Genomic DNA, 13497 nt, shown 5'->3' on the forward strand with positions numbered 1-13497 from the left:
CGGAATCACGCTCAGCACCACGAGCCTTCGTACCACGCTCCTTTGCGGCAAACGTTGAACGGAACCACAATCAGCACAACGCGGGCGCTCGTACCACGCGGGGTTGAGCAAACGCTGACTGGAATCACGCGGCACAAGGGGCGTTCATTCCACGCTCGATTCGCTCTTTCGTAGCGGCAGGGCGATCTTTTTGCTGAAGCACCATAGAAAGCTTTTCAAGACCGAGACAACCTTGCGCCTAAGACTCGCCCAACGGGTTGGCGTTCAGTTGCCGCGAGCGCTGTATGAGCCTCTTAAAAACACCGATCTCGTGCGCGAAGCGGTCAACAGCAACGCCGTGTTGGGCGAACGCGCTTGTTTGTCGACCACGGTGTTGCTGCCGCAATCATACCACGTTTCATTTGCTGCTGCGTTTGGTTTATGGCTGCGCAACGAGGCGGGCGCAAGGCAGGCGAGAGCTCGCAGCGGTGCTTGTGCCCGCTTCATTGCGCCTGCGCACGCGAACGGCGTTGATCTGCTGACAGCGGGAGCGTTCCGCGTGGCGCGCAGCACGAGATTTCTGGAAGCGACCGTTCGTTTTGCGCGCCGCGCGGTTCGCGACCGAACAACGTATCCGCTCATACGGCGAGTGCGCGAAGATCTGTTGTGTGCCCAAGACGAAAAGGAATTTGCACCTGCAAATTCGAATAATGCACCTGCCGAAAAGGAATTTGCACCTGCCAAAAAGCGTTGCGAGGCGCGTCTGAGGCATCAAACGAAACTGGTGAAAGAGCGGGGAAGCAGAGCAAAAATGGGGATGGTCAGGAAGTGATGAGTAAGGTGCACACGAGGCTGACGAGCGAAACCGGCAAGGCAAAAACATACCTATGGAGGTATATGCTCAGTGCAAAAGAAAGGCAGGCGACTTGAAACAGAAATGATGAGGCGATGGACTGGACTCAAAAATGTGATCAGAATAGCGTTCGCCCAACGGTTTAGGCATCAGTTGCCGCGAGCGCGCTTGGATAATGCTTCGAACTAAATTAAACTTCCGCGATAAGGCGGCGGAGATTAATCAGGGCGAAGGCAATATGGTGAAAGCCCAGACAATAGGCTGCTTTGCGCTCGAAGCGGACTAACAACGTCTTGAATTTGTCAATCCAGGCGAAGGTACGCTCGCTCACAAAGCGATGCTGATACACCTCAGGATTGAAAGAGCGTTTTCGTCCACGTTTCACAGTTTTGCGATTACGTTTGTTCTCGGGAATGTTGGGTTTGACGCCGCGATTCCATAACAGCTTCCGCGCTGCGCGTGTGTCAAAGCCACTGTCCATGTTGAAGATCGCACCCTGATAGTTCAAACCACAGCGTTTCAGGTCGTCGAATACCTGCTTGAGCTTCTGTACAAGCTCATAACTATCATTGTGATTGCCGGCAATCACCCCAGTTGTGGCAATAATCAAGCCATTCGCATCCGTTACCGGCAAGATGTTGCTCGTCTTGGCCTTCTTGCGACCTTGATAGGCGACTTCTTCGCCCCCTTTTTTGCAGCGCTGTGGCTGCCATCGAGGTTGAGTTCAGATAAATTCAATTCGCCCTTGACCGAAAGAATACTTGCATCAAAGAGGCGCTGGAGGCTCCCATCCTTGCTCCATTTGCGGAAATGATACGAGGGAACTTGAAAGGACATCACGGGTAGACCATCTGGCCCTTTCTCGATCGGTAATGCCGGCCAGGGGCAGCCAGTATAGAGTTTATAGAGAATGTGATTGAATATTTGATAGAGCGGTTGTTCACTCACAAAGCCGTGCTTTGCTTTTGACAGATATGCTTCAACGTATGTCTGAAATTGCAACTCGGTTAGTTCTGTCGGGATTTTCATCCAATTCTCCTGGCTTTATTCTGAGCCTCTTGCAGGCTCCTCTCTGATCCCCGCAGGGATCGTGCCAGAAGTTTAATTTAGTTCTTCTCAAAGAACAACGATCTCGCGCGCGAAGCGGTCAACTGCATGCCCGTGTTAGGCGGTAATTTTAGTGCTGCAATATGTTGGAATGAATTGGCTATTCAAATTGATCATACATTCACACGTTGTGCGATGTCTCGGAAGTTCGGCGCTTCGGCGTAGATTTTCTGAAACTCTTTATTTGCTTGGCTCTTCTTTCCGATAGCTTCATAAGAAACTGCGCGCCAATACAGAGCCTCAACTAGTAAATCTGGATCGCGGTCTTTCTTCTTTTTCAGTGCTTCAGTAAATACAACAATTGCAGCGTCCTGTAAGCCTTTCTCCTGTAAGGCACGTCCACGTAAGATGGTCGTCTCAAGAGTTATATCGTCTATAATCGTTGCTTTTTCAGCACGAGCTATGATGCCATCCCATACACCCGCAGCTGCATATAAATCGCACAATGATAGTGTCAGAGCTGGTTCATCTACCAAATCATCAAGTTCTTCCAAGACGCCTATTGCTTCCGATAGACGCTCCTGCTGCTGATATAGTTCAGCGAGCAAAAGCGCAGCGCCAAGACCATCAATTGGCACAGTCACCTGCACTTCATTTGTGATGTCAAGATTCATCGTTGCAGTTGTGATGTACTTCTGCATGAGCGGGGTCGGAAACTCAACATCGCTAGCGACGACAGTTTCCAGATATGTGGTCGCCTCGCCAATACGATCAGGATAGTGCGACAAGAGCAATCCCACAAGGATCCCAGCACCCGCATCCTTTTGTGCCGCTTCGAGGAAATGCCGTAACGCTTCGTCGCGCTTTCCTTCCTGAAAAGCACTGATCGCTTTGTAAAACGCTTTTTCGTAGGCCGGTGCAAATAACCCTGGTGAAGGGGCTTTAGGTACATTTACTGCGCGCTGTTGTGGTGATGATTTACTAGCTGAGGTACGGCTAGATTTTCCAGTGGCACTCTTGCCACCTAGCTTTTGAGAGTAGCTGAGGCCAGTTCCAGGAATACCAGTCGTCAAACGAGAGCCACGAGGACCAGTGCTGATACGCGCGCCTTTTACACCAGCACTCATACCAATGCCTCTTTTGCTGATATTGACGCGGACATGCTTGCCAAGGCGGATACTTTTGCCAAAACGAAAACCCATTGTTTCACCTTTCTGACTCACCTAATCACATCACGAATACCATTACAAGGTAAGTGGAATCTAGAAGGAAATGTTTACAGATGCTTAATCGTATTTATGTAACTCACTTTAAGCTTGCTGTGATTGTAGAATGCCGCCTAACGGATTGCGCATCAGCCGCCGACGAGGCGCGCGACACCAGAACACGCCAAAATAGCGACGATCTCGCGCGCCGAAGGCGGTCGGACTGCATGCGCGTGTTCGGCGGCGACGCCGATAATTATCGTGTGAGTACTACTAAAATATCCACTTCTCAAAGAGATTGATAAGCTGATCAATGTAATTTGCTAGATCCTCTAGGGTTTCAACAACAGGATCCTCATTTGCAATATTTCCATCACCAAAGGCGATATAAAAAGCAAAGCGATAATTATCAGTTGCAGAATCCGGATTTGATTTTGCTGCTGCTTTTATTTCGAAAACAATGGTGTTATCTAAAAGTGGAAAAAGCTTATCGGCTGGTTGCAAAGCAATAGGAGGAAATTCGACAAACTCTTCCTGCCAGGGAACTCTCATCTTATGTGTGATTTCTATATGTCTGTAGGCCGCGCCTACAGGTAGAATCAAACGATGCTTATCGATAATATCCAATTGATGTAATTTCCAAAGCCGATTATTGCCTCCCTTGTACGGTTTCAGGCGTTTTATTGTTCTGATTGCCTTGTAGCTCACACCGGCAAGTTTTGGGAGACCGTTATTTGTAAAGGCTGACAAGCTTTGATTGATAGGAAAGCAGGTTTTATCAGATGGTGTATTGCCGTTTATGATCACCATTTGCCAAACTGCAAGGTCAAGTGCTGCCCGCAGATTGTGAATGACATCCCCTATCATTCCACCCAATTCTTCCGGTATTTCACGTTCTACACGTGCTCGGTATAGCGTATCTCCTGTCGATATGTTTTCCTCAACAACAATATTATACGGCATAGAGGCAAAGAATTCTTGAATGACAGTGGCGAGTTCAGTCAGATGGCGCCGTGCGCGCTGGATCTTTACTCGTGTCCCTGTTAGTGGACTTGCGGCCATCCCTTCTCTCCTTGTAGCAGGAAAAAGTGTGCGAGAAATTATAGTGCAAGGACAACGGTGCCTAAAGTGGATTGTGTTTGATGCGCCGCCGAACGGGTTGCGCTTTAGCGGCGCCGCCCCGATTGATGGCAAGCACATTGTAGCAGATACCGGCGCGGAAAATAACCCCGATCTCGCTCGACGCGAAGCGGCGTCCGCTGCAAGCGCGTGTTGGGCGTGAGCTTTGATAGACAGCCGAATGGAAGCATGAGACGCCGACGTTGATGGGACACGAGCAGCTGCGCTTGGCGGAATCACGTTGACCGGAACCACGCTCAGCATAACGAACACTCGCACCACGCGGGGTTGAGAAAGCGCGACACGGAATCACGCGGCATAACGGGCTTTCGTACCACATTGCTTTGCGCCAAACGCTGACCGGAATCACGCCAGCACAACGGGCTTTCATTCCACGCTCGATTCGTTCCTTCGGAGTTGCACAGCTTCCTTATGCCAAAAAGACAGCAAGCAGCCTGCGAGAACGAGACAGCTTGAGAAACGAGACACGCCCAACGGATTGCGCTTTAGCGGCGCCACCCCAGTAAATGGCAAGCACATTGTAGCAGAAACTGGCGCTGAAAAACGCACGATCTCGCTCGACGCGAAGCGGCGTCCGCTGCAAGCGCGTGTTGGGCGTGAGCTTTGATAAACAGCCGAATGGAAGCATGAGACGCCGACGTTGATGCGACACGAGCAACTGCGCTTGGCGGAACCACACTGCCCGGAACCACGTCAGCACAACGGGCCTTCGCACCACGCAGGGTTGAGCAAACACGAAACGGAACCACGCGGCATAACGGGCGTTTGTACCACCTTGAAATGCGCGAAACGTTGACCGGAACCACCTCAGCACAACGGGCGCTCATACCACGTGGGGTTGAGAAGGCGTTGACTGGAACCACGCGGCACAACGGGCCTTCATCCTACGCTCGATTTGCTCCTTCGTAGCGGCAGGGCGATCTTCTGCCGAAAAGACAGAAAGCGACCTGCGAGATCAAGACAACCTGCGAAACGAGATGCGCCCAACGGGTTGCGCTTTAGCGGCGCCACCGATTTATGGCAACCACATTGTAGCAGAAACAGGCGCTGAAAAACGCACGATCTCGCTCGACGTGAAGCGGCGTCCGCTGCAAGCGCGTGTTGGGTGGTGGGATTATAACAGACGGTTGTGACATTCAGCATCTTCAATCGGCACGCTGGCGTGCTTATGATCTATCATACCTATCACAGCTGAGTCTCGAAATTATTTCATTGGCTGAATATGCGGGAGGAAAATCAATGATAAGCAAAACACATACGACAACCGAACAGGGCTACATTGGTAGTGCGGGCGTGGGCGGCTTGATCGGGACATTGCTTTTGGTAAGCGAATTGCTCCGTATGACATCAACGATGCCAATAGGAGAACGAATCGAAGCTCGAGGATTTGGAATACCGTATGTAGGCGTCATTGGGTTTGGTGGAGGAGCGATACTGGGTGCTTTAATAGGAGCAGTGGCAGCAAAGATGAGTCGTGTCGCTGGTTGGCGTAAAGGGATGGGTCTCAGCATAGTATTTGGAATATTCGTAGGAGCAATTGGGATTGGATTAGCAGTGCTGAGCATACAAAGCTGGGGGTATAGAAGTGAAAAAGTACCATTGCCACTATGGCCCATATTTCTGGCGTTATTGGGTGGAGCGTTGGCAGGAATAGTTGGTACTAAGGTTTTGCAGAAATAGGCGAAAGCTCAGGGTAAAGCCAAACGGAGCTTGATATCGGACAGAGTCATGCCTTGGTGCGATTGTTCGATGGCCCAAGCAAGCGTTTTGCCCAAGGTCTCGCGAGCGATGGTGCGACAGGACTCGCCAATGGTCATCAGGCGTGTGTGAGCCCATTCGAAGGCACGATCATGCTTCAATTGGCGCATCAGAGCCGTGTACGCCAGGACGACGAGGTGCATGTGCCTGGTCTGGCCCATCCCGTCCCTGAGCTGACACTCGCCCATGCCCAAATGCTGCTTCCCGTCCCGATGAAAGGTCTCCGTCCCTGTCCAGCGCTTTTTGTAGACCTTCAAAATGCGATGAGCTTCCCACTGGGTTCGGTTGCTGATCAGGATCTTGCGTGGCGTCGCAGCTTCTGCTTCTGACCACAACACCAGAATACGCACTGGGTGGTTGACATTGGGCAGACGAACGGACTTGGTGAAGCTACCATTGCGTGTGACCGCCGACCGTAAACTTGGTGCGAACAAGCGGCGTGAGCGTTTTGACCCACTCAGTCACGCTGGTCTGCTTCCCGCTGACTACAATCACTCGGTTGGCTTTCAAATCACCGATGTAGCTGCGACCTTTGGCGTGGAGGGTGTTCATAATTGGCGCGTTGGTGAAGTAACTGTCGAAGGTGAAGTCGCCCGGTATGTCCTCAGCGACAACCCAATCGATCAGTTCCTTAGCGAGGTCGGTGTGATTCTTGAACGGGCGCTCGTCGTCGCACTGCTCGCGCTTGCGGAAGCGCCGGAAATCGAGCGGATAATGCTTCCCACTCGGGTTGACGTAGTTGGCAAACAGGTAATCGTGGGCGATCAGGTGGCGTTTGTCGGCATGGTCCCAGAAATAGCCGACATCCTCTATCAGTTTGCCGTCATGATCTATCAAAGTGTTATCGATCGCGATAACGCCGTCGTGACGATAGCGCGTTGCAGCGTCCTGTTGAAGCCATTCGAGCCGGTGCGCGTTGATGCGCTGGACATCCCAGGGCGCTTCAGTCAACCATCGATTGAGAGTGGATTGGTCGGGTGGGGCGGCAAACTCTCGCGTGATACCGCTCACGGTCTTGTGCTCCGCTACAAACAGCCCGGTCAGGTATTCGGCAAAGTGGCGGCGTGAAGGCTCATTTGGAAACAGGTCGGCGAACTGGACCAGCAGTTCCTCGACCACCTGTGGTATCGCGACAATTGCTGGCACCTGTGCCTCCCAACTGGTAGACCAACGCTCGCCTGATCATATGCTCAGAAGCTTGTTGCCGCAAATCTGCAAAAGTCCAGTTGGTAGTTTCGCAGGCAGACGGCAGCATACGAGTACAACCTGTATCTGTGCGACCTGCGGAGGGTTTGTGCGGTGCGATGCTTTGGTCTGCAAGCATTGCCAAGCTCCATTCTATTCGAATACCAACTAATCAATACACTTGCAAATAGAGTTAAAAACCATATTTATTAGAGATTATCACGATTTAAGTATAAAATGGCATCAGGGAGCCTTAAACCGCACATCTAGGAAACGCTTGTGCTAATGCCTTTCTGGCGTCTTGAAGAGCCAGATGGTATTTGCAAATTTAAATCGCGATAATCTCTATTATGCAAGATGTTATACAACCGGCGGTGGTAGGCTGTGTAGGATGAAGGACCACCCAACGGGTTGCGCTTTAGCGGCGCCGCCACTGATTGATGGCAGGCACATTGTAGCGGAAACCGGCGCTGAAAAACGCACAATCTCGCTCGACGCGAAGCGGCGTCCGCTGCAAGCGCGTGTTGGACGCTGCGCATCGTTCGGAATCACTTATCGTGCGAGTAATAATAGTAACAATATAATCAATAGTACACCGAATAGCCCAAGTTGCAAGCTCGTTCTTTTATTCCACTGGATATTCCTTGTCGCTACCGAACTAAAATTCGAGATAATTAATGCGATCCATCCGATCGGCGAAAGCACGCCGTTCAGTCCTTGTAAAGCCCGATAGTTCGCAGGTGGAATAGCAAGCGCCTCATGTTTTAGGGCAATTGTATTACTGACAAGTCCAATACTAAAGCAGAGTGCTGCAACGAGGAAAACAAGACGGAAGACAATATTCGTTTGGCGCTCGGTTATTAAGCGGTACACGCCCCATCCGATGAAGATCATACCGAGCAATGCGGATACACCCACTGTCATTGAAGGAGAAACATCTTCACTCATCCTTTGCCAAATGAGAAATATGCTTCCGATTGTGCTTGTCAGGATTGCAATACCGCCGAGGAGTGGTGCCGTTGAGGGGCGCTCACGACGGATAAACTGATCGAGCCAAATGGCGATTGGGAGCAGGCCACCAACGATAAAAGAGCCACCCAGCAGCCATGCTGCGGCAATTACCCATTGGCCAGTAAAATTGAACTTCGTGCCAAACAGCATCAGGAAAAGCAAGATTGGTGCTACAGAGATCATCAGAAGCCAAGCGCCACCAATGAGCAAAATCGACCACGTTTGGTAATGGTTAACAAGTGGATGCATTTTGAGGCGATTTTGAGCAATCGGGTCATCTTGGTGAAGCTTCTCCGCAAGTTCGAGCAGCACCTTTGGACTAATACGAGGTCGAGGAGATTGCATAGGCGTCAAGTGGAGAATGTCGCAAACGGATACGAGTACAGCCAGTATACTATGAGTTTGAGTTGGTGAAGTTAAGATATCGTGACGATACAAACGCAGCGTCCAACGGGTTGCGCTTTAGCGGCGCCGCCACTGATAAATGGCTGCCACATTGTAGCAGAAACTGAGGCTGAAAAAGGCCCGATCTTGCTCGACGCGAAGCGGCGTCCGCTGCAAGCGCGTGTTGGGCGCAGCCTCTTGTGTTCCGCTTTACGGCGCGTCTTGCACATAGTGAATAGCGACTGCCTGACCTTGCTCGTCAAACTGCGTGATCAAAGAGATTCCTCGTGCAATCGTGATTTGATATTGGTTTGCTGCCGTCACAAGGAGCTTGTTCTCCCGGTACACCTCCTTGAATTTTGTCTGGCTGTCGCCAAGCCCAAATCCTTCACGCGTGCTTCCATCAAACGGTGGTGTGATCAGAAGTGAAGCAGCAGGAGAATCAGCAGTATTGTCCCAAAAATCAATTGTGATACCGGATTGGTATGTCCATTCTGTTCCGCCTTGCCCGTGAACGATGCCTTCTGTATCTGGTTGTCCGAGAATGGTAGCAATTGTAGAACGTGGCATGCCAAGTGAAATTACTCCAGACGACGTTTGGATTGAGGGCTGAAGCGCAGGGCGATCTGATGGCACGAGGGTAGCGCTTGGAGCGGATTGCGCAGGAGTTTGTATTTGTGGAGGTGAATGAACCGCTGCAGTATCAGGAACAGAACGTCCACAGCATACGAGAAAGAAAACAGAACCGAACAGGACAGTTCGGAGGACTGAGCGTACCATACGTGCCAAATCCTTCTCCCAAAGCGAAAAAAAGCAAGAATAGCAAGGCCGATGTCAGTGGATTTGGAGAACGTGACAGGCGAAACTGACCGATACCATCAAGCACGAGATGAGTTTGAATTGCGCCCAACGCTATGCCCATCAGCTGCGCCGCCCTTGTAGATCGGGAAATCAATCGTTTGTTTCCAGATTTCAAAAAAGGCCCGATCTTGCTCGACGCGCAGCGGCGTCGGCTGGATGGGCTTGTTCGGCGGCGCTGTTTGGTTTGAGGGCCATAACAGCTTATGTGTAACACGGATCTCGAATGATAAACCATAGATTTGTCATCTCTGTCATTGCAGGCCATTTTAGAAGTATCTCGTAAACAGGTAGGTTGGTTTGCTCTTGTAAGAATCTTTTGACTGTCTGCCACCGTCCGTCAATATCATCTTGAACGGAGCGAAGGCGTGGATTTTCTTCGTTGAATTTGTTGATAACTGTGTTTAATGACTGTACTTCATTCTAGCTACCCGACAGTTTCAAGAGAGAGGTGATGGTACAGGTTCACCGACGATATCACGAGCGGCAGTTGATCGACATCGCCCTTCTGAGTACAGTGGTGGCGAACACAATCCACCCTGTCCAAGGAGGAACCAGATGTCGATCAACCGTGTGTATCATACAAGCTTGCAGCAGTTGCAGCAATTGCATCCTCATCAGCGCATTACCCGTCTCCGCACCCTAGCCGCCCTGATGGCCGGTATTCTGCTCGCCAAGTCGGTTCACCTCGCCCACATCGCGCTTCGTATTCCCGGCAAGGCCACCGAACGCAGTATCGTGCGTCGGCTCGAACGACTGCTCGACAATCCTGCCCTGCGTGTTCGTCCGCTGTATGAGCCGTTTGCTCGTGCCTGGCTGCTTGCCCAAGCGCGCTCCACTGCTCAGGTCCGTCTGATTATCGATGCCAGCAAGGTCAGCTTCTCGCATCGGCTCGTGATGGTCGCTGTGGCGTTTCGACGCCGCGCCATTCCGATCGCCTGGACTTGGCAGCCGGGCGCGAAAGGTCACTGCTCGGCGCGTGTGCAACTGGCCCTGCTCAGCGTTGTCCGCCAGTTGATGCCGCTCGATGTCCGTGTGACACTGGTCGGTGATAGCGAGTTCGAAGCCTGCGAGGTGCAGGAGCAACTGCAGGCGTGGGGCTGGAGCTACGTGCTGCGCCAGAAACCGAACAATCAGGTGCAAGCGGCCGAAACGCCGGAGTGGCAGGCATTTGGCCAGCAGGTGGAGCAGGCTGGGCAGCATCTCTGGCTGGAAGGCGCGCGGCTGACACGCACACACAAGCGGCAGGTCAATCTGCTGGCAGAGTGGGCAGCCGGCGAAAAGGAAGCGTGGTTGCTGGCGAGCAATCTGCCGACGCGGCGAGCGGTGTTGCAGGCGTATCGGCGCCGGATGTGGATCGAAGAGCTGTTTGGCGATTTAAAGGGGCAGGGCTTTGATCTGGAACGCTCACATCTGCGGCACTTCGCGCGACTGTCGCGGCTGACGCTGGCGGTGGTGCTGGTCTACGACTGGCTGATGACAAGCGGGGCACGGGTGGTCAAGCGTGGGCTGCGCAGTCAGGTTGACCGTCACGACCGGCGCGACCTGAGCATTTTCCAGATCGGTTTTCGCTGGATCTACCGATGCCTGAAGAACGCGCGGCCGTTTGTGATGCAATTCACTCCTATCAGCAGACAAACTGTCGGGTAGCTAGTACTTCATTTAGGTATTGCACTGTCATTTGCTTGAATCCTTGCTCCCATCCCTGTTGTAATTCATATCGGTCAATCATTCTACTGGATGCCTCTTCGCTCAAAGTCGGAACACCCTCAAATATAAGAAAAGAGGCAAATTCCGAGATCCTAGTATCGTTGATCTTTGGCCATGACCTGAGCAGGTTTGCGTTGTGCGTAACTTCGCTAATAAATGAATATAATGCATCCATTCGGGAATAGTTTTTGAAGTTAAGAAGGATTAGATCTTGATTAACTTCAACACCCAATATTTGTAACGCTGCTGAGTGAATAATTAGTCGAAGAATCGTGGCTTCATCTATTCCTTGTCGGTATGAAAAGTTCCATCGCTTGTTAGGCTTTCTCTTGTCAAGAACAAAATTAGTCCCGACTGCCGGTGTGAACCACCACCCATCCTCTCGTGGTAAGAATATATCCTCGGAGGTAGAGACTTGCCGAGCAATACTACTATGTGTATAGTCGTTGCGTCGTATGTCGAAGAAGTACGTACAGAGCCTTTCGACTAATATATCGGGGTCTTGTTGAGATGGCTCTAGTGGTGCGGTCATCTCTCTGATAGAAACGTTTTGTGTTAGCCACAACTTAAGACATTCAGGCAAATTTTTGAAAAGCCTACGAATATTCCTGCTAACACCATGCTCCTCTTGATATTCGGAAAAAAGATCGGAAATCTCCTTCAATCCTATTTGCCCGACATCTGGCCGCCTTTTCAACCAATCTCGGAAATCTATATAACGAGCCTGTCCAGCTAAGGTATCAAGACAGGTCACGAGAAGATAAATCTCTAAAGACGGTAACTCAACATGGTTAAGAAGAAACTCATCGTGGAGAGAAATAACAGGATTGCGATGCAATGCCAATTCATATCGGATTTTGAGAGATACCCCTATTCGGCCAGCAACTCGCTCTAAACGACGCTGATTATCTTCAGTAAGTTCAGTGAATTTGGATTGGAAAATCTGATTGTCGACACCGCAACTAAAAATACGCTTGACATCCATCGTCTTGCTTAACCTTCTGATAGTACGTTCGCCTCTCGCTAATCCTATTGTAGCTTATTTAGGACCAATGCTATAAAGCTGTAGATAGGGCACTGAGCTGGGTTCGCCGCCGAACGGGTTGCGCTTTAGCGGCGCCGCCACCACTAGATGGCTGTCACATTGTAGCAGAAACTGACGCTGAAAAACGCACGATCTTGCTCGACGCGAAGCGGCGTCCGCTGCAAGCGCGTGTTGGGCGTGAGCTTTGATAAACAGCCGAATGGAAGCATGAGACGCCGACGTTGATGCGACACGAGCAACTGCGCTCGGCGGAACCACGCTGACTTGAACCACATTCCGCACCACGAGCGTTCGTACCACGCAGGGTTGAGACAACTTGGAACAGGACCACACTCAGCACCACGAGCCTTCGTACCACGCTCCTTTGCGGCAAACGTTGAACGGAACCACAATCAGTACAACGCGGGCGCTTGTACCACGCGGGGTTGAGACAGCGCAACACGGAACCACACGGCACAACGAGCATTCATCCCACGCTCGATTCGTTCCTTCGGAGTTGCACTGCGTTCTTCTGCCGAAAAGACAGAAAACGACCTGTGAGATCAAGACAACCTAAGAAACGAGATGCGCCCAACGGATTGGCGTTCAGTTGCCGCAAGCGCGCTGCTCAGGCTTCTATCAAAAACGCACGATCTCGCGCGCGAAGCGGTCAACTGCAACGCCGTGTTGGGCGAACGCGCTTGTTTGCCGACCACGGTGTTGCTGCCGCAATCATACCACGTTTCATTTGCTGCTGCGTTTGGTTTATGGCCGCGCAACGAGGCGGGCGCAAGGCAGGCGAGTGCTCGCAGCGGTGCTTGTGCCCGCTTCGTTGCGCCTGACGCACGCGAGCGGCGTTGATCTGCTGACAGCGGGAGCGTTCCGCGTGGCGCGCAGCATCAGATTTCGGGAAGCGTTTGCTCGTTTTGCGCGCCGCGCGGTTCGCGACCGAACAGAGTAACAGTTCAGACGAGTGAGTGCGCGAAGGTCTGTTTTCTGCCTCAGTCGAAAGAGAATTTGCACCTGTCGAGAAGGAATTTGCACCTGTCGAGAAGGAATTTGCACCTGTCGAGAAGGAATTTGCACCTGTCGAAAAGGAATTTGCACCTGTCGAAAAGGAATTTGCACCTGTCGAAAAGGAATTTGCAGGTGCAGAATCGAATAATGCACCTGTCGAAAAGGAATTTGCAGGTGCAAAACAGCGTTGAGAGCTGCGTCTGAGGTATCAAACGAAACTGGTGATAGAGCGGGGAAGCAGAGCAAAAATGAGGATGGTCAGGAAGTGATGAGCACGGCGTCACGCGAGGCTGATGAGCGAAAACTGGCAAGGCGAAGAAAGACAA

The 13497-nt window shown here is 51.5% G+C and carries 11 protein-coding genes and 1 pseudogene; 4 read left to right on the forward strand and 8 right to left on the reverse strand.

The features are described from left to right. The first annotated feature begins 190 nt into the window (after nucleotides 1–190). Nucleotides 191–811, forward strand: a complete 621-nt coding sequence (locus M1P90_RS05995; RefSeq protein ID WP_483701737.1) for a hypothetical protein — start codon at nucleotides 191–193, stop codon at nucleotides 809–811. 211 nt (nucleotides 812–1022) lie between these two features. On the opposite strand, the gene M1P90_RS06000 is transcribed toward M1P90_RS05995, so the two are convergent. The 4 genes from M1P90_RS06000 to M1P90_RS06015 all read right to left on the reverse strand — a co-directional run bounded on the left by M1P90_RS06000 (nucleotide 1023) and on the right by M1P90_RS06015 (nucleotide 4146). After that, nucleotides 1023–1466 carry a transposase gene (locus M1P90_RS06000; protein WP_483700973.1) on the reverse strand — a complete coding sequence of 148 codons (444 nt, stop codon included), beginning with the start codon at nucleotides 1464–1466 and terminating at the stop codon, nucleotides 1023–1025. Further along, complete coding sequence (locus M1P90_RS06005; protein ID WP_483700974.1) at nucleotides 1457–1861, reverse strand: transposase; 405 nt, start codon at nucleotides 1859–1861, stop codon at nucleotides 1457–1459. The genes M1P90_RS06000 and M1P90_RS06005 overlap by 10 nt, the downstream gene beginning before the upstream one ends. Before the next feature lie 191 nt (nucleotides 1862–2052). Beyond that, entirely contained in the window at nucleotides 2053–3081 is a 1029-nt protein-coding gene (locus M1P90_RS06010; protein WP_483701738.1) for a DUF4236 domain-containing protein, read from the reverse strand. A 276-nt stretch (nucleotides 3082–3357) separates the two neighbouring features. Then, nucleotides 3358–4146, reverse strand: coding sequence for a hypothetical protein (locus tag M1P90_RS06015; protein WP_483701739.1), 789 nt, complete (start codon nucleotides 4144–4146; stop codon nucleotides 3358–3360). Nucleotides 4147–5463: 1317 nt separating this feature from the next. On the opposite strand from M1P90_RS06015, the gene M1P90_RS06020 reads away from it, so the two are divergent. Beyond that, nucleotides 5464–5904: a hypothetical protein gene (locus M1P90_RS06020; RefSeq protein WP_483701740.1), complete on the forward strand. Its 441-nt coding sequence runs from the start codon at nucleotides 5464–5466 to the stop codon at nucleotides 5902–5904. Between the two features lie 8 nt (nucleotides 5905–5912). On the opposite strand, the pseudogene M1P90_RS06025 reads toward M1P90_RS06020, so the two are convergent. The 3 genes and pseudogenes from M1P90_RS06025 to M1P90_RS06035 form a co-directional block, all read right to left on the reverse strand. Then, nucleotides 5913–7128 (reverse strand): annotated as a pseudogene (locus tag M1P90_RS06025) (IS701 family transposase). A 591-nt stretch (nucleotides 7129–7719) separates the two neighbouring features. Next, nucleotides 7720–8490, reverse strand: coding sequence for a hypothetical protein (locus M1P90_RS06030; protein WP_483701741.1), 771 nt, complete (start codon nucleotides 8488–8490; stop codon nucleotides 7720–7722). 282 nt (nucleotides 8491–8772) lie between these two features. Further along, nucleotides 8773–9132, reverse strand: a complete 360-nt coding sequence (locus M1P90_RS06035; protein WP_483701742.1) for a hypothetical protein — start codon at nucleotides 9130–9132, stop codon at nucleotides 8773–8775. A gap of 846 nt (nucleotides 9133–9978) precedes the next feature. Between M1P90_RS06035 and M1P90_RS06040 the strand changes: the two genes are divergently transcribed. After that, the gene (locus M1P90_RS06040) at nucleotides 9979–11070 is read left to right on the forward strand and encodes an IS4 family transposase (RefSeq protein ID WP_483699168.1); all 1092 of its coding nucleotides are present in this window, start codon (nucleotides 9979–9981) and stop codon (nucleotides 11068–11070) included. Here M1P90_RS06040 and M1P90_RS06045 read toward each other — a convergent pair. Beyond that, complete coding sequence (locus M1P90_RS06045) at nucleotides 11048–12115, reverse strand: hypothetical protein (protein WP_483701743.1); 1068 nt, start codon at nucleotides 12113–12115, stop codon at nucleotides 11048–11050. The two genes, M1P90_RS06040 and M1P90_RS06045, sit on opposite strands and share 23 nt — an antisense overlap. Before the next feature lie 1016 nt (nucleotides 12116–13131). Between M1P90_RS06045 and M1P90_RS06050 the strand changes: the two genes are divergently transcribed. Continuing rightward, nucleotides 13132–13362 (forward strand): hypothetical protein, encoded by a 231-nt coding sequence (locus tag M1P90_RS06050; protein ID WP_483701744.1) that lies wholly within the window; start codon nucleotides 13132–13134, stop codon nucleotides 13360–13362. The last annotated feature ends 135 nt before the right edge of the window (nucleotides 13363–13497 follow it).

Source organism: Kouleothrix sp. 19917 (genome assembly GCF_057073505.1).

What these genes read in the sequence shown, in the direction of transcription:
- M1P90_RS06035 (WP_483701742.1), bottom strand. Translation starts at nt 9,132, where the DNA reads ATGCCACGTTCTACAATTGCTACCATTCTCGGACAACCAGATACAGAA.
- M1P90_RS06045 (WP_483701743.1), bottom strand. Translation starts at nt 12,115, where the DNA reads ATGGATGTCAAGCGTATTTTTAGTTGCGGTGTCGACAATCAGATTTTC.
- M1P90_RS06020 (WP_483701740.1), top strand. Translation starts at nt 5,464, where the DNA reads ATGATAAGCAAAACACATACGACAACCGAACAGGGCTACATTGGTAGT.
- M1P90_RS06015 (WP_483701739.1), bottom strand. Translation starts at nt 4,146, where the DNA reads ATGGCCGCAAGTCCACTAACAGGGACACGAGTAAAGATCCAGCGCGCA.
- M1P90_RS06040 (WP_483699168.1), top strand. Translation starts at nt 9,979, where the DNA reads ATGTCGATCAACCGTGTGTATCATACAAGCTTGCAGCAGTTGCAGCAA.
- M1P90_RS06010 (WP_483701738.1), bottom strand. Translation starts at nt 3,081, where the DNA reads ATGGGTTTTCGTTTTGGCAAAAGTATCCGCCTTGGCAAGCATGTCCGC.
- M1P90_RS06005 (WP_483700974.1), bottom strand. Translation starts at nt 1,861, where the DNA reads ATGAAAATCCCGACAGAACTAACCGAGTTGCAATTTCAGACATACGTT.